Genomic DNA, 16,226 nt, shown 5'->3' on the forward strand with positions numbered 1-16,226 from the left:
CCGGAAAATCAAGGATTCCCTCGACCCTTCGGTCCCCGAAAAATTATCCTGAGCTATAAAAAATCATAAAAATTGAGCTAACTTAACTCAACTCTATTGACATTGGCCCAAAACGTGGGAAACTTGATAGCGAAGCAAAACGCAGACCGGACCCCGCGCGGTAGGTATAAGCCAGGAGGTAGCGGCAGCGACTTGCGATAAAACTCAAAAGAAAACATCTATATCAGGAGAAAAAATTTTATGGCACGTGCAGTAGGCATTGACCTCGGTACCACCAACTCTGTTGTGGCAGTACTCGAAGGTGGCGAACCCACCGTTATCGCGAACGCCGAAGGCGCTCGCACCACCCCCTCCGTCGTTGCTTTCAGCAAGGACGGCGAAGTCCTCGTTGGTGATGTGGCAAAACGCCAGGCGGTTACCAACGTCGACCGCACCATTTCATCGGTCAAGCGGCACATGGGTACCGACTGGTCGACCGAAGTGGACGGCAAAAAATACACCGCCCAGGAAATTTCGGCCCGCACCCTGCAGAAACTTAAAGGCGATGCCGAAGCATTCTTGAATGACTCGGTCAGTGACGCGGTGATTACCGTCCCCGCCTACTTTAACGACGCTGAGCGGCAGGCTACCAAGGAGGCCGGCGAGATCGCGGGTCTCAACGTGCTGCGTATCATCAACGAGCCCACCGCGGCGGCACTGGCTTACGGCCTCGAAAAGGGTAAAGAAGATGAACTGATTCTCGTCTTCGACCTCGGCGGCGGAACCTTTGACGTTTCACTTCTTGAAGTGGGCAAGGACGAAGACGGCTTCTCCACCATTCAGGTGCGGGCAACCTCCGGTGATAACAGGCTCGGTGGCGATGACTGGGATCAGCGGATCGTTGACTGGCTGTTGGAGCAGGTCAAGGCTAAGACCGGTGCGGACCTTTCCAAGGATAAGATTGCTCTGCAGCGTCTGCGTGAAGCGGCTGAGCAGGCTAAGAAAGAACTCTCATCGGCCACCTCCACCAACATTTCCCTACAGTACCTCTCGGTAACCCCCGAGGGCCCCATCCACCTGGACGAGAAACTGACCCGCGCTAAGTTCCAGGACATGACCAAGGATCTGCTGGAGCGCACCAAGAAGCCCTTCAACGACGTGATCAAAGAAGCCGGTGTGTCCGTCTCCGATATTGCGCACGTGATCCTGGTGGGCGGTTCAACCCGTATGCCGGCCGTATCCGAGGTTGTTAAGGAATTGACCGGTCGCGAACCGAACAAGGGTGTGAATCCCGATGAGGTGGTGGCTATGGGTGCGGCTATCCAGGCCGGCGTGCTGATGGGTGACCGCAAGGACGTGCTGCTCATCGACGTCACCCCGCTCTCCCTGGGTATTGAGACCAAGGGCGGCGTGATGACCAAGCTGATCGAGCGCAACACCGCTATTCCGACCAAGCGCAGTGAGACCTTCACGACCGCCGAGGACAACCAGCCGTCAGTTTCGATTCAGGTATTCCAGGGCGAGCGCGAATTCACCCGCGACAACAAGAACCTGGGCACCTTTGAGCTCACCGGTATTGCCCCGGCTCCGCGCGGTGTGCCGCAGATTGAGGTGACCTTCGATATTGATGCTAACGGTATTGTGCACGTCTTTGCTAAAGACAAGGGCACCGGCAAGGAGCAGTCGATGACCATCACCGGCGGCACCTCCCTCTCCAAGGAGGATATCGACCGCATGGTCAAGGACGCTGAGGCCCACGCCGAGCAGGATAAGATACGCCGTGAGGCAGCCGAGACCCGCAACCAGGCGGAGACCGTTGCTTATTCTGTCGACAAGCTCATCGCGGATAATGCCGACAAGCTGCCCGAAGACGTCAAGACCGAGGTGCAGGGCGATGTCGACGAGCTCAAGAAAGCTCTTGAGGGTGAAGACGACGACGCCGTGAAGGCAGCCTACGAGAAGCTGCAGGCTTCCCAGGTCAAGCTGGGCGAGGCGATCTACGCTCAGGCGCAGGCTGCTGAGGCTGACACCGCCGGTGAAGAGGACATCGAAGACGCAGAAGTAATCGATGACGACGAGGAAAAGAAGAACTAACCATGTCTGAGAACACCAAGGGGCAGCAGGGTGAGGACCCTCTGGAAGACGCGTTCAACGCGCCCTCCGCGGAGGGCCACCCCGAGGCTGAGGATGTAGCTGAGGAGATTGTCGAGGCCGACGAGGCCGCGGCGGAACCCGGGGACACCGAGGAAGCACTCAGCGAACATCAGAAGCTAGCTGCTGAACGTCTTGATGACCTGCGTCGCCTTCAGGCGGAGTTCACCAACTTCAAGAACCGTAGCGGTAAAGAGAAAGAGCAGCTGCGCGAGTTTGTGATTGCCGATCTTGTGTCTGCACTTTTGCCGGTGATCGATGATATCGACGCTGCCCGCAGCCACGGTGATCTTGAAGACGGCCCCTTTGCCGCTATCGCCAGCAAGCTGGAAGAGACCCTGGGTAAGCACGGCCTGGAGCGCTACGGTGCTGTGGGTGAGCCTTTTGACCCCAAGGTGCACGAGGCGGTAATGCAGCAGCCCACCTCGGAGGTGGAGCCGGATCATATCGCGATGGTTCTGCGCAACGGCTACCGGGTGAAAGACCGCGTGGTGCGCACTGCGCAGGTGGCAGTGGCTACCGCTGAGTAGTGAGAAGCTGGTTTGTGGGCGGGTATGAAACGCAGATGCGGGTTTCGTATCCGCCCATTTTTTCCGCATATATGCCGCCGGTGGGTGGCAGAAAAGATAGTAAATTTATAAGAATCTTGAAAGAACAACCGTCTAACTGAGAGGAGACGTACTATGGCTAGTGAAAATTGGCTCAATCAAGACTTTTACAAGGTGCTGGGCGTCTCCGAGAACGCCACAGATGCCGAGATCAAGAAAGCTTACCGCAAACTGGCGCGTCGGTATCACCCGGATCAGAATCCCGGTGATGAGGCGGCAGAGAAGAAATTTAAAGAGGTAACCGAGGCCCACCAGGTTCTCTCCGATAAGAAGGACCGGGAGGAATATGACCAGATCCGTCAATACGGTGCGGCAGGGTTTGCGGATCCCCGCGGTGCCGGTTTCCCCGGAGGCTTTGGTGGGGGGCAGAATGTGCATTTTTCTACCTCCGGTGACCAGAATATTAATATTGAAGATCTTCTTGGTGGTCTTGGCGGCATGTTTGGTGGCGGGTCAGCTCAGGGTTTTGGGGGGTTTCAGCAGGCTCCGCGTAGGGGGGCAGATGCCGAAGCCCAGGCGCGGATCAGTTTCAAGGATTCCTTTACCGGGGTGTCCATGACTTTAGCCCGCCCCGACGGCACCGAGGTCAAGGTGAAGATTCCCGCCGGTATTAAAGACGGGCAGAAGCTCAAGCTGCGCGGTAAGGGTATGCCGGGTCCTGCGGGGGCCGGGGACCTGGTTGTTCACGTGCAGGTTGACTCCCACCCGGTTTTTGAGCGCGAGGGCAATGATGTGCTGGTGCGTTTCCCGGTGAGCCTGAGAGAGGCTGTTGAGGGCGCGGTGCTTGAGGTTCCCACCCCGGACGGCAGCAGGGTGAAGCTTCGGATGAAAGCGGGCCACCCGTCGGGCCGTAAGATGCGGGCTAAAGGGAAGGGATTCAGCACGAAAAAGGGCACGGGGAACCTGATTGTTATTCCCCAGGTTCAGGTGCCGCACAACCTTTCAGATGAAGCTCAAGAAGCATTCGACCGCTTTACCCGGCTGGCCCCCCAGGACAATGTTCGGGCAGATTTGATGAGTAAGGTGGCGCGGTAAAACATGACTCTAGGATCGGACAGACCTGTTTTTGTGATCTCGGTTGCCGCGGAGCTTGCGGGGATGCACCCGCAAACCCTGCGCCAGTACGACCGCATGGGTCTGGTGCAACCCTCACGGGCTCCGGGACGCGCCCGCCGCTACTCTCAGCGCGATATTGAGAAGTTGCAGGAGATTCAGGAGCTCTCCCAAGCGGGTGTCTCGCTGGAGGGGATCAGAAGGATCATGACCCTTCAAGATCAGGTGGAGCAGATGCAGGCCCATGTGCAGGATCTGATGGACCAGCTTCAGCGTACCCAGCAGAAGCTCGCCGAATCATCGAGGGTTTTCGCGGCGGGAAGCGGCGGCGATATCGTGCACCTATCCCGCGGTCAGCGGCCGGCGGCCGGCTCACACGCCGTGGTACTCTACCGTGACAGACGGAAGGTATAAACGTCTGCCCTGCTTGCAGACCCATCTCACGTATAGTGGTACAGGCTTGTCGGTGTGGGCCTGGGTCCCTTCCGCCGGCACCGGCTACCATCACCGAGGAGAGCTTGTGGAAACCAAAAAACAGAAAGCGGCGCAAGAGGCGCACACGGCTGAGGGCGGAGACCTGGCTGGGCGGGAGGTCCCTCCCGCCTACCATAGGAAACCGCTCTCGTTTGTGCGCCGAGGAGACCGCCTCACCGGCCGGCGCTTGGCCGCCTGGGAAAAACACGCTGCGGACTATGTCCTCGATATTCCGCGCGACATCACTGATACGTCTGTATCGGATACGGCATCATTTGACGCCGAGAAAATATACGGCCGTGATGCTCGACTGGTCCTTGAGATAGGTTCGGGGCTGGGGGAGGCAATTGTGCACAGGGCCGCGCAGCTGCCGGAAACCAACTTTCTGGCGGTTGAGGTCTATACCCCCGGCATCGCGGACCTGATCCGCAAGGCAAAAACCGCCGGAGTGACCAACGTGCGGGTGGCGCAGGCAAACGCGCCCGAACTGCTCGATAAGATGCTGGACGCAGGCTCGGTGGACGAACTCTGGGTATTCTTCCCCGATCCCTGGCATAAGACCCGCCACCACAAACGCCGACTCGTCTCCACCGATTTCGCCACCGCGGTAGCCCGGGTTCTCAAACCCGGAGGTGTCTGGCGGCTGGCCACGGACTGGTACGAATATGCGCTGGTTATGCGCGAGGTGCTCGATGCTCACCCTGACTTTGAGAACCTACACTCCGGTGAGCGCACGAGTCCTGAAGACCCGGTGGGCGGTTGGGCCCCGCGCTGGGAGGGACGCGTGCGCACCTCCTTCGAGAGGAAGGCCGAGGAAGCCGGGAGGACAGCTCACGATCTCACCTACCGGCGCCGCTAGGGGCATACCCGAGATTCCCCTGCCCACACCGGGGAACACGCACAACGGGGACCCACCTGCCAGGTAGGTCCCCGATCTCTCTATCCGTGGTTTTTATTTCTTCTTACGCGAGAAGAGCAGGGCCAGGCCCGCGCCGAGCATCACAACGTCTTTAGCCAGTGCAGTGCCCTGCTGGGAGGGGCGGATACCGTCATCGAGGGTCATGCTGTCATCGCCAAAGTACATGGTGAGCATTCCGGCCGAGAACGCGGTGAGACCGAGACCCACTAGTTTTGCCGGAACCAGGGGGCACAGCAATGCCGCGCCGAGGGCGGTCTCGGAGGCGGCCAGTGCCTTACCGAAGGTGGTGGGGGACAGCTTCTCCACCTGGGGCACGCCGGTTTGAGCCATCTGCTGAAGGTAGCTGTAGGTGTCCTCGTCCAGGGAGAGCTTGCCGATACCGGAGTTGAGGATCAGGGCGCCCGAGGTGAGACGCAGCGCAGCATTAGAGAGTGAAGCCAAGGGTATTTTACCTTCCAAGACACTAGTAGTTCACAGTTCCTGTTAACTTTACAAGGAAAATATCTAAACTCCTAACATTCCGCACCGTCACCGTATCGGCTGCGGGCACCACCCGGGGACAGCCGCCGACAGCGACTTGAGGTGGCAAACTACCCTAACCCGGGGTGGGCTGGCGCGTTTAAGTTATCTTTACCTCCTTGAAGGGGCTAGAATTGACCACTATATGATGTAGGACTCGAAGCAAGATAAACAAGATAACAGCATCACATACCTTGGGAGGCCTCATGCCGAACACACAAAATCACAGGGACCCTAGTGGCCATCAGCTCCAACGCGGGCTGAGTAACCGGCACATTCAACTCATCGCCATCGGCGGCGCCATCGGTACCGGCCTGTTCATGGGGTCCGGCAAAACCATTGCGCTCACCGGCCCCTCCATTCTCTTTGTCTACATCATCATCGGTGCGGCTATCTTCATGGTGATGCGCGCCATGGGTGAAATACTGCTCTCCAACCTCAAATACAAATCCTTCTCCGACTTCGCCTCAGACATTCTGGGCCCCGGCGCCGGATTTTTTGTGGGCTGGTCCTACTGGTTTGCCTGGGTGGTAACCGCTGTAGCGGACGTCATCGCAATCACCGGATACACCCAGTTCTGGTGGCCCGAGATTCAAAAATGGATACCGGCCCTACTGGTGATCGGGCTACTTCTTGCCCTCAACCTCCCCTCGGTCAAGAACTTTGGAGAAATAGAGTTCTGGTTTGCCCTCATCAAGATCGTGGCAATCATCGCTCTGATCGTGGTGGGGGCAGTCCTGATCGCCATCAGCTTCACCCCAGAAAGCGGGAACACCGCACAGGTCTCCAACCTGTGGGAGCACGGCGGCTTCTTCCCCAACGGCGCCATGGGCTTCCTGGGAGCCTTCCAAATCGCGCTCTTTGCCTTCTTTGGCTCCGAGCTGGTGGGGACCGCAGCGGCAGAGACCCACGACCCCAACACCACCCTGCCCAAGGCAATCAACGCCGTCCCGGTTCGTATCATCACCTTCTACGTGCTCACCCTCGCCGTGATCCTCATGGTGACTCCCTGGACAGAAATCAACCCCGAAACAAGCCCCTTTGTCGCCATGTTCAGCCTGGCCGGGTTCGGTATCGCCGCTTCCGTCATCAACTTTGTGGTGCTTACCTCGGCAACCTCGTCGGCTAACTCGGGTATCTTTTCTACCTCCCGCATGATCTACGGCCTCTCGGAAGAGGGCTCAGCCCCCCGCTTCTTCAGCAAGCTGAGCGCATCGGGGGTACCCCGCAACGCCCTCTTCCTCACCGCGGTCCTGCTGCTCTCCTCACTGGTGCTGCTCTACTCGGGAGACTCCGTGATCGAAGCGTTCACCACGGTCACCACGGTTGCGGCTATTCTCGCGGTCTTTAGCTGGGCCATGATCCTCGTCTGCTATATCGTCTACCGCAAGCGTTTCCCCGAACGCAACGCGGCATCGCACTACAGGATGCCCGGCGGCCTGGTGACCACCTACCTGGTGCTGGCTTTCTTCCTCTTCATGCTCTACGTGCTCTCCCTCTACGAAGACACCCGTACAGCGCTCTTCATCATGCCCGTATGGTTTATCCTGCTGGGCATCGGCTGGTACTTTGTGCGCAAAAACCCCGCCCGTATCGCCAAGCACGAGGCGATACAGCAGGAACGCACCTCAGAGATACAGATCATCACGCCCGAAAGAAAAGACGACAACTAGCGGGTTAAGGCATAGTCTGAGCGATAGGCGGGCTGATCGGGGCAGGTACCTAAAACCTCCTCCATCACCCGCTTTTCCTCCGGCGTCACCCACAACCGGTAGGCGGACTTCACAGAGATCTGCCGGGCCACATACTCGCACCGGTAGCCGGACTGCGGTAGCCAGCGGGAAGCGTCGCCGTCTGACTTTTCGGTATTGGCTGATTTAACGGTTGCCTGGAGATTGAGCGGGTCGTTAGCGAACAGGGCGCGCTCCTGCTCGTTGAGCAGGGTTGCACCGGTCTGCCAGGCGTTGGAGAGCGCCACCAGGTGGTCTACCGGAACCTCGGCACTACTGGATTGGCCGCGGGTAAAATCAACGGTGACCGCCGTATAGGGGTCATGAAGGGTCCCCGTGAGCACCCGACAACGGCTATCGCGGGTAATCGCGGAGAGGTCGCGGGCGAGAATATCATTGCGGGTATCGCAGCCGTTATTGTCGGTATCCTGCCAGGCTTCACCAAAGTGTGTGCGGGCGTAGCCGGTTTTCTCCCCGGCCTGCCGTACCTGAAGGGAATTGAGAACCGCGATCGCTGTGGAATAGCGGTGTACGGTGCCGGACTCAAACCCGGTGCCCACCCGCGTGCCCTCACGCGATGAGGGGCCCCGGTTATGCGACTCCAACCAGAAAAGAGAACACACCAGCAGGATCATAATAAAGATCAGTAGCGGCCACAGGCGCCTCTTTGGCGGTAGCCGCTGAATGTCCCTCAACGCTTGCCGGCCGGCCCGGCGGGCCAGCTTTTTGTTACGGCGAATCAGGGCCTCGGTGCGTGAAACAGAACTGCCAGCGATCGTGTATCTCCTTAGCCAAACATAGATAACCGCACCGGAGGCACTGCCCGCTAGCGGCCTAGCCCGGGGGCCTCGGCATCACCGGGATGAGCCGGGTCATCCGACTGAAAATAGTCGGGTCGGATACATCCTAGCCCAAAACGCACAGCATCAACCAGGGCGGAAGACGCGGCAGAAACATCAAAAAAATTCTGGCTCCAGGCCTGCAACCCGGCCTTCTGAGGCTCAAACCAGCCGTGTTCGCGCAGATAATCGGTGTCATAGTTGGGCGGAGAGACAAAAAATTCTTCGGCTGCGGTCACCTCGCAGAGATAGCCGGCGGGGGAGCGCATAATGCGCAGATACGGGGTGTAGTCTTTAGCCTCCACCGTGTGCGGTGAAATATAGTAGACGCGCATACTCTGGTTCCAGGGCAACCCCCGCAAACGACTGCGCAGCACCGCGGTGAAATCATCCCAGGCGTGCTCTTCTCTCTCGGCTGTAGACCGGGCCGGCGTCTCCACCACCCCGATCCCGTGGGCATTGAGCTCGTCGATACCCACGGTTGTGGGTAAGTCGTCGGTGCCGCGGGGGCGCGCGGGCACAGCGGCGGCCGCACTCATCTTCAGCGCATCGGTGACCATGCCCCTCCCAAGCTTGAGCGCCCTGTGCCAGGAACCGTACTTACCCCGGACAGCACCCAGGAGGGGAACCCTACCCAGCTGAGCCTGCGCCACCGACCAGCTGCCGTAGAGCAAAACCGTCGGTTTACGGTCGTAGCGCACACAGTAGCTGAGAAATTCTCCCAGCGCATTCCGGAAAGCTCGGTTGCTCAGCGAGGAGCTCTCCAGGGTCAGCCCCAGCTCCTCAAGGTCGGGTGGGCAGATTCCCACCCGCATGAGCGCTACCGACCAGCTGCCATCACCCAGACTGTCCTCAATGAGAAAACGGGAGGGGGGCCAGGCCATGACCTCGTCAGTGATACCTACCGCCTCTGCGGGGAGGTCCTGGACAAAATCGTCGTAGGAGCTTTCCTCAAGCCTGGCATAGGGGTTCTCTGCCAGGTAACGAACGCCGGCCCCTATCTTGCCCAGGATGAGGGCGATGCGGTCAGCGTTGACCCCCGCCGCATCAAAGAGCCGGGGCACCTCCTGCACTATGAGAGGGTCCAGGATGATAGCGGTGTACGCGGGGTCCGGCTCCAGATCAAAGGTGACCGCTATCGCGTACCAGAGAGCGGAAGCCATCATGGTGTGGTTGGTCAGGTGTTCTTTGCGGCCCACAAAAACCCAGCGTCCAGAGTTGAAGGCCCGCAGTATGTATTCCTGCGGTTCGTGGGGGAAGAGGATAGTAAAACGGGTGTAGGCTTCGCTGCGACTCCAGCCAACCTCTACCAGCGAGTCGAGCAGGGGGGAGTGTCGGCGGATAAAATCTTCGTAGGAGTTGGGCCTCACCACGGGGAACCTACCTTCTTTCTCACACATAGAGGTTGCCTCACCCTCGAGTTGATGATTGCCGGCGCAGAAAACAAGAAAGGGGACCCATCGTAAGATTCGCCACGGGTATACCTAGGCTACTTTGTTGACGGAGCCGGTATCGGGGCCGGTGGGAACCTGCGGCTGCGAGCGGGTCATCGGAACAACCTCTGACATCTGCGCTTTCATACGGGCCTGTTTGCCGTGGAAAACGAAGCGGTCAAGTGCCCAGAACCGAAAGATCATGGCGAGCAGGGTGCCCAGGATAGGGCCGGCGATAAAATCCGAGACCTCTTGAAACACAAAGGAGACGTGCGGAACCTCAAGGTGAAAGACGTAGCGGGAAACCCACTGCGGGGCGGCATTGATCACTATGCCGCCGAGGGTCACCAGAATAAACCCCACGATCTCCTTGGGCTTGGGGTCTCCACCGGCATCTTTCCAGGTCCACTGCGAAGAAAGAATGTAGGAGACAATAGAGGCAATCGTGGTGGCGATAATCAGCGCTGTGGTGGGCTTCTCCGAGAGCACAGTGTATTTGAGCCCGTAGTTGATGGCCATGGTGAGTATAAAGCAGAACCCGCCCACAAGCAGAAAACGGATTTTTTCGTTTTCTAACAGTTTCTTGATCGAATCGATCATGCGGTTGCTCTTTCCTTGTGCCGGTAGGTCGTGCGGGGGTTGAAGAGGTCCCCTGCTGTTTCAAGTTAGCACCGGCATATGGGTATTTTCTGGGAGTTATGCCCCGTGGCGTGTTGATTGTGCGCAGTCTCCGGCCGGCAACCGGTGAGTCTGGCGTATGCTGGGTAGGTAAAAATTGTTGGGCGCGGCGGTGTCGTGCGGCTTTGTGAGGGAGATTCTATGGCAGGCGGTCTTGCTGCCCTACTCGATGATATAGCGGCTTTGGTGAAGCTCACCGCTGCCAGTACCGACGATATTGCGGCGGCCGCCGGCCGTGCCAGTGTGAAGGCTGCGGGGGTGGTCATTGACGATACCGCGGTGGTTCCCCAGTATATGAACGGCCTCGACCCCAAGCGGGAGCTACCCATCATTCAAAAGATTGCCCTGGGTTCTTTGCGCAATAAGCTGGTGTTTATTTTGCCGGCTATCCTGCTACTGAGCCTGCTTCTCCCCGCGGCCCTGACCCCCCTGCTCATGCTGGGCGGGCTCTATCTCTCCTACGAGGGGGCCGAAAAGGTGATTGAGATGTTCACCGGGTCCGGGCATACAGAAGATGAGACACCGGCACTGGAGCAGGGTGAGGAGGCCGAGAAAAAAATCATTTCGGGGGCGGTGCGCACAGATTTTATTCTGTCTGCGGAGATCATGGTGATCTCTCTCAACGCCGTGGCCGGGGACAGTACTTTTTGGGTGCGTGCGGCCTCCCTGGTGGTGGTTGCCGTGATGATTACCCTGCTGGTCTATGGCACGGTGGCGCTGCTGGTCAAAATGGATGACATCGGTCTTTCACTGGCGGCCCGGCAGAGCGCGGGGGCTCAGAAGTTTGGCCGGGCCCTGGTCAAGGCCATGCCCGGGGTGATGGATGTTATCTCGGTGGTGGGAACCTTTGCCATGCTCTGGGTGGGCGGCCATATTCTACTGACCGGTTTTGACGAGCTGGGCTGGCACCTGCCCTTTTCGATAGCCCACGGCTTTGAAGAGTGGGTGCACTCGCTCGTTCACGGCTGGCTGGGTGCTGTGCTGGCCTGGTGCGCCGAAACCTCTGTGGCTATGGTTTTCGGTATGCTCATTGGTTCGTTAGCGGTGGGGGCTATGCACCTTTACACCCGGTGGAGGGCTTCTAGGGGCTAGGGCATTGTAGATAGCTTGCGCACTCGTGGGTGTCGGCAGACGTATTTTCTAGCATTAAATCACCCGGTAGCTTGGGGCGGGCCGGTTAGTGTGTATCCAGCAGATCGCGAATCTGGGTGGCGGTTAAGCGCGAACTGAAAAACTGTCCCTCATCGACCACCGCATCAAACAGGGCCGCCTTAGAATTTTTGAGGTCCATCACTTTCTCCTCGATAGTCCCGGTAGAAACCAGCCGGTAAACCATCACATTTTTGGTCTGCCCGATACGGTGTACACGGTCAACGGCCTGCTGCTCCGCCGCCGGATTCCACCAGGGGTCCATGATGAAACAGTAGTCCGCCTCGGTGAGATTCAGCCCAAAACCGCCGGCCTTGAGAGAAATCAGAAAAACGGGGACGCCGCCCTTGCTGAAGTCGGACAGCACCCGGGCGCGGTCGCGGGTTGAACCGTCAAGATAGAGGTAGTCAATCCCCAGCCGGTCAAGCCTGGAGGCGATCTTTTTCAGGTAGGAGGTAAACTGCGAAAACACCAGGGCTCGGTGCCCGTCGGCAATGATCTCGGGAAGGTTCCGCTCAAGGTAGTCAAGCTTTGAAGACTCCACGCCCGCGTAAAGGTCGGGGTCAACAAGGGAGGCATCGAGCGCCATACGACGCAGGGTGGTCAGGGAACGAAACACGGTAAAACGATTTTTATCCATATCTTCGATGAGCCCCAGCACCTTTTTGCGTTCCTGCTGAAGGGCGGTGTCGTAGGCGTGCCGGTGCGCCGGGGCGAGCGGCACGTCGATCCGTGTGTCATTTTTCTCGGGTATCTCTGCGGCAACAAGGTCTTTGGTGCGCCGTTTCATCAGCGGGCGGATTCGCTGCCGTAGCCGGGGCAGGGCTTTTCTATCCTCTCCGGATTCGATGGGGGTGACATAGAAATCTTTGAACCTGCGGGCCGAGGGAAAGAGCCCCGGGGCCACGATCGAAAACATGGACCACAGCTCCATGAGGTTATTTTCCATGGGGGTGCCGGTGACCGCCAGCTTAAAACGGGCCGGTAGCTGCCGGGCTGCCCGGTGCGCCTTGGTCTTGGCGTTTTTGACAAACTGTGCCTCGTCGAGAATCAAACCGTTCCATGCCCGGCGGGTACCGATCTCGATATAAGAATCTTGGTCGCGCCGGAACAGAGCATAGGAGGTAACCACAATATCGGCCCCGGTCACGGTGTGAGCTAGATGCTGCCCATTCCTCTGCCGGGAACCGGAGATAGTTCTTACCTCAAGATGCGGCGCGAACCGGCTGATTTCTTGGACCCAAGCGGGCACCACAGACGTGGGGGCAACCACCAAAAATGGGGCGAAAGGCTCGCCGTCTGTCCCGCTGCCGCCGGTCCGATCTGCCCGGCCAGCCCAGATTTCTTTGGCGCGGGCCATCAGCGCGATAACCTGAACTGTTTTTCCCAGCCCCATGTCGTCGGCCAGAACACCGCCGAGCTCGTGTTCCCAGAGGAAAGAAAGCCAGCGGTAACCGTCGAGCTGGTAGGGCCGTAAGTCCGCCTGGAGACCCGCGGGCGGATCGGGCAGAGGGGTGTCCTCCACCGCAAGCAGGGACGACACCTGCCGGTCCCAGGCATCAACGGTCTCAAGGTCGGCCGCCAGACCTTCAAGCTCCTCCCACATGCCCACCTGATGGCGGGAGATAGTGAGCTGCCCGGACCGCTCGGTGAGCTCGTCAGCCTCGCGTAAAAGTTCCTGTAATTTCACAAATTCTGGGCGGTCGAGAGAGAAATAGCTGCCATCTCCCAGAAGCATATGGGTTTGATGGGCGTTGAGGGCCTCAAAAATCTTGGCGAAGGGCACGTACCATTCACCGACTTTGACCGCTACACCCAGCCTAAACCAGTCGCGGTCGGTTGTTGACTCAACCGACACGACAATCTCCGGTTGCCCTTCCCTCTCACGGAATTCGGGCACGGGACCCACCGTATCAACGCGCACCCCCGGCAGATGCCGGTAGCGGGGGAGCGAATCTTCAACCAGGGTCCGGGTGGCCCACCCCTCGTAGGTGTGTCGGGTGAGGGGGACCGCCGGTTGAACAGCGTGTACCGCTTTGAGCACTCGCTGCTCGTAGGCGCTATCGCGTACATCGGACCCGTCGTCACCGGGGTGGTGTGCTACAGCCAGCCGCACTACCTTACGATCGGTAGCGGTGTCCAGGGGATCTAGCGGATACTCCCACTCCCAGGAGGTGTGCGCCTGATCCCGACTGTAGGTCACCGTGAGCACCAACTGCGGTGGCTGTACCGGGGGGAGCTCTACGGAGCTATCGGCGGCCCGTAACGGTAAGGTTCGGTGAAGCTGCGGATAGAAATCCCGATAGAACCCCTCAAGATCGGAGGAAGGAATACGGACGGTGCCGGCACGGGTGAGAGAATCCACCACAGGGTCGAGCGAATCCCGAAGAGGGATAAAGAGAAGATCGGTGGGGTGTTGAGCCCAGTCGGGTGTGTCGGTAGCACCGTCGGTGTCGAGGAGGTCGAGGGCGGGCTGTCTGGTATGTTCCCACCGGGATTCTTGAGCTGCCCGAACATAGGTCTCCTGCCCACGGGAACCCAGGGCTAGAAAACCGTTCAGGGAGTTGCCGAGCCGGTGGCAGTGTTCGACGGTCAGAGAGGCGCCATCCCAACTGAGCACCGGGGTGAGGCGGAGCCCATCGGGATGGTTGGGTTCAGCGGTACTTTCTAGGAGCAGCTGAACCGTGGCAGGGTCGGCTACGGCCACGGTGGCTTCTTGGCCGTCGATGAGCAGGGGCAGACCAATATCTTTCGCCCTGCCCAGCACCTGCCAGAGCAGGGAGGACGACACCGCCGAGAGCGTTACCCGGTCGCGGTGCGAGACGTAGGGTGACTGCCAGGGGTAAACCACCGAATAGAATTCGGCCAACCAGCGCTCATGTTCGGGGTAGATCCGGTGGGCGAGCGAGGTACCCGGCCGCGGGTCCTGCCGAAAATTTTCCCAGGAGAGACCGCCTTTAATCCACGTGTTTCGGGCACCCCGGAGTAGGGGCCGCGCCTGGAGACTGACCTGTGGAAGGGAGCCGCTGTGTCCCGGCGCGTACCGGGTGCCCACGTGAAAGCTGAGATCGAGCGCGGCAGATACTGTGCGGGTGCCGGTATCGCCGTGGACAGGCCGGGCCTGAAGGGTTGCGGAGAGTTCTCTGCGCCATGCGGGTAGCCGGGGACCGGCGACAGGTTGACGTTCGGCGTGCGGTAGAAGCTGGGAGGCAGTGGAGACGCCGAGTTTTTCTAGGTGGGCGCGAAGCCGGGGATCAATAGTGCGCCCGGCAATACTTTTCGGGCTGGAGCCACCCGGTTTGAGCGTGGCCGATGAGACGGTGAGCGCTTTACGGGCCTTATCAGCGCGGTCAATGGCGGTGAGCATGAGCGCGACCGCGTGTTTGCAGTCGGTGCGGACCGGGCAGGTGCAGCGTGCGGAAAAGGCCCGTGAGCCGGTGGCTTTTGCGGTGGGGAAGGTGACGGTGACCCGGTAGGGGTCTGGTGCGGACCCGTTCACCGTGCCCTCGAGGGTGAGGGTCTCGCGGGTGAAGCTGTAGCGGGCTACCCGGCCGGCGCGCATGTACTGTTGGCCGCGAGAATAGGCCCCGTGCCCGACCTGCCGGATAATTTCGGAGGCGGTGACGGGAATGACCGGGAAGGCTGAAGATTCTGCCACAATAACCCTTACTGTGCGGGCACCAGAAGACCAACCCCACCAGCCTAGCAGGGGGAGGGGCACAGAGCCCGCGGCGATTCGCTGGAAGCCAACGGGGCCTGAGCCGGTGGACCCGCCGCCACGGTGGGGCCCGTCGTCGCTCACGCTGGAGTCCACTATATGAAGAAATGTGAAAAAACTGTTTGTAAATCTGGCCGGGTGCGTTATTGTTGTTATCAGCTTCAAGAGTTTCAACTGACAAGCTCCGACTTTGGTTGAACGCCAACCCCATGTTCACGGGTGGCTCGGATGACGAAGCGGTCTGTATTCGCGTTGATAGCGCGTTTGTTACCAACGCAGGCTGGTACAGGCAAGAGCACATCGAAAGGAATGCGCGAAAGCGCGGTGTGGATATGACAACCACTGCTCGCCCCAACGAAACCATCCAAAAAAGCCTGCAAGCGGCAGCTGTTCCTGCCCGCGGGGGGTATTCGGCTATCAGCATCCAGGACTACACCCGTATATCCAACCAGCGTTCTGAATTCCTGAACTTTCTTCTCATGCCCAACCCCACCGGGATACCGGCGGTAGAAACGGCCACCGTGGGTCTATTGAAAGCCGCATGAATCCCAGCAAGGGCCTGCTGCTCGACTCCGATATTCTCGCCGAAATCCGCCGAGCAGACCCGGACCCGCGGGTACTTGCCTTTTTGCGCCGCCGATCTTTCCGCACCTTCTATATCTCGGTGCTCAGCCTCGGCGAACTTAAAAACCTCTACCCCTACCCCGAAACCGACCGTTGGCTCACAGAACTGTTGGACCGCTTTGGCAACCATGTGCTTGAGATAGACAGCAGCGTAACGCTTGAATGGGCGGGAAGGCAGGCCGGTAGCGGTGCTCGTGCACCGGGGGCCGGGAGTAGGGCGCTACCCACCGCCGCGCTTGAGGGGCTGATGGGTGCAACGGCCGCCGTGCACAAACTTGAAATCATCTCGTCTAAAGCAGAAATCTACCGGCAGTGGGGGGTGCAGGCCAGCAACCCCTTCGTCGATGACTGA

14 protein-coding genes and 1 riboswitch are annotated in these 16,226 nt (G+C 59.3%); of the genes, 9 read left to right on the forward strand and 5 right to left on the reverse strand.

Features of this window, described 5'->3' with window-relative positions; all coding sequences use genetic code 11:
* The first annotated feature begins 240 nt into the window (after positions 1 to 240).
* From dnaK to trmB, 5 genes are all read left to right on the forward strand, one after another.
* A complete protein-coding gene (gene dnaK / locus ACS1BR_RS00240; RefSeq protein ID WP_463559390.1) occupies positions 241 to 2,073 on the forward strand; it encodes a molecular chaperone DnaK in 1,833 nt (610 codons plus the stop codon).
* Positions 2,074 to 2,075: 2 nt separating this feature from the next.
* Positions 2,076 to 2,660, forward strand: coding sequence for a nucleotide exchange factor GrpE (locus ACS1BR_RS00245; RefSeq protein ID WP_463559391.1), 585 nt, complete (start codon positions 2,076 to 2,078; stop codon positions 2,658 to 2,660).
* A 153-nt stretch (positions 2,661 to 2,813) separates the two neighbouring features.
* Entirely contained in the window at positions 2,814 to 3,773 is a 960-nt protein-coding gene (locus ACS1BR_RS00250) for a DnaJ C-terminal domain-containing protein (RefSeq protein ID WP_463559392.1), read from the forward strand.
* A gap of 3 nt (positions 3,774 to 3,776) precedes the next feature.
* Entirely contained in the window at positions 3,777 to 4,205 is a 429-nt protein-coding gene (locus ACS1BR_RS00255; RefSeq protein WP_463559393.1) for a heat shock protein transcriptional repressor HspR, read from the forward strand.
* A gap of 163 nt (positions 4,206 to 4,368) precedes the next feature.
* A complete protein-coding gene (trmB, locus tag ACS1BR_RS00260) occupies positions 4,369 to 5,124 on the forward strand; it encodes a tRNA (guanosine(46)-N7)-methyltransferase TrmB (protein ID WP_463559732.1) in 756 nt (251 codons plus the stop codon).
* A gap of 93 nt (positions 5,125 to 5,217) precedes the next feature.
* Here trmB and ACS1BR_RS00265 read toward each other — a convergent pair whose 3' ends face one another.
* Positions 5,218 to 5,625 carry a hypothetical protein gene (locus ACS1BR_RS00265; protein ID WP_463559395.1) on the reverse strand — a complete coding sequence of 136 codons (408 nt, stop codon included), beginning with the start codon at positions 5,623 to 5,625 and terminating at the stop codon, positions 5,218 to 5,220.
* 284 nt (positions 5,626 to 5,909) lie between these two features.
* Between ACS1BR_RS00265 and ACS1BR_RS00270 the strand changes: the two genes are divergently transcribed.
* Entirely contained in the window at positions 5,910 to 7,376 is a 1,467-nt protein-coding gene (locus ACS1BR_RS00270) for an amino acid permease (protein ID WP_463559396.1), read from the forward strand.
* Here ACS1BR_RS00270 and ACS1BR_RS00275 read toward each other — a convergent pair.
* The 3 genes from ACS1BR_RS00275 to ACS1BR_RS00285 form a co-directional block, all read right to left on the reverse strand.
* Entirely contained in the window at positions 7,373 to 8,128 is a 756-nt protein-coding gene (locus tag ACS1BR_RS00275; RefSeq protein ID WP_463559397.1) for an HNH endonuclease family protein, read from the reverse strand. The two genes, ACS1BR_RS00270 and ACS1BR_RS00275, sit on opposite strands and share 4 nt — an antisense overlap.
* A 131-nt stretch (positions 8,129 to 8,259) precedes the next feature.
* Positions 8,260 to 9,672: a TY-Chap domain-containing protein gene (locus ACS1BR_RS00280; protein ID WP_463559398.1), complete on the reverse strand. Its 1,413-nt coding sequence runs from the start codon at positions 9,670 to 9,672 to the stop codon at positions 8,260 to 8,262.
* 84 nt (positions 9,673 to 9,756) lie between these two features.
* On the reverse strand, positions 9,757 to 10,305 hold the full coding sequence (locus ACS1BR_RS00285) for a GtrA family protein (RefSeq protein WP_463559399.1): 549 nt from the start codon (positions 10,303 to 10,305) through the stop codon (positions 9,757 to 9,759).
* Between the two features lie 219 nt (positions 10,306 to 10,524).
* On the opposite strand from ACS1BR_RS00285, the gene ACS1BR_RS00290 reads away from it, so the two are divergent.
* Positions 10,525 to 11,475: a DUF808 domain-containing protein gene (locus ACS1BR_RS00290; RefSeq protein ID WP_463559400.1), complete on the forward strand. Its 951-nt coding sequence runs from the start codon at positions 10,525 to 10,527 to the stop codon at positions 11,473 to 11,475.
* A gap of 85 nt (positions 11,476 to 11,560) precedes the next feature.
* Here the strand turns inward: ACS1BR_RS00290 and ACS1BR_RS00295 are convergent, their stop codons facing one another.
* Positions 11,561 to 15,190 carry a DEAD/DEAH box helicase gene (locus tag ACS1BR_RS00295; protein ID WP_463559401.1) on the reverse strand — a complete coding sequence of 1,210 codons (3,630 nt, stop codon included), beginning with the start codon at positions 15,188 to 15,190 and terminating at the stop codon, positions 11,561 to 11,563.
* 219 nt (positions 15,191 to 15,409) lie between these two features.
* Positions 15,410 to 15,552: riboswitch (SAM riboswitch) on the forward strand.
* 30 nt (positions 15,553 to 15,582) lie between these two features.
* Here ACS1BR_RS00295 and ACS1BR_RS00300 point away from each other — a divergent pair.
* Both ACS1BR_RS00300 and ACS1BR_RS00305 read left to right on the forward strand, forming a co-directional pair.
* Positions 15,583 to 15,795: a nuclease PIN gene (locus tag ACS1BR_RS00300; protein ID WP_463559403.1), complete on the forward strand. Its 213-nt coding sequence runs from the start codon at positions 15,583 to 15,585 to the stop codon at positions 15,793 to 15,795.
* Complete coding sequence (locus ACS1BR_RS00305) at positions 15,792 to 16,226, forward strand: PIN domain-containing protein (RefSeq protein WP_463559404.1); 435 nt, start codon at positions 15,792 to 15,794, stop codon at positions 16,224 to 16,226. The genes ACS1BR_RS00300 and ACS1BR_RS00305 overlap by 4 nt, the downstream gene beginning before the upstream one ends.

Source organism: Rothia sp. 18CD1-1 (genome assembly GCF_055285355.1).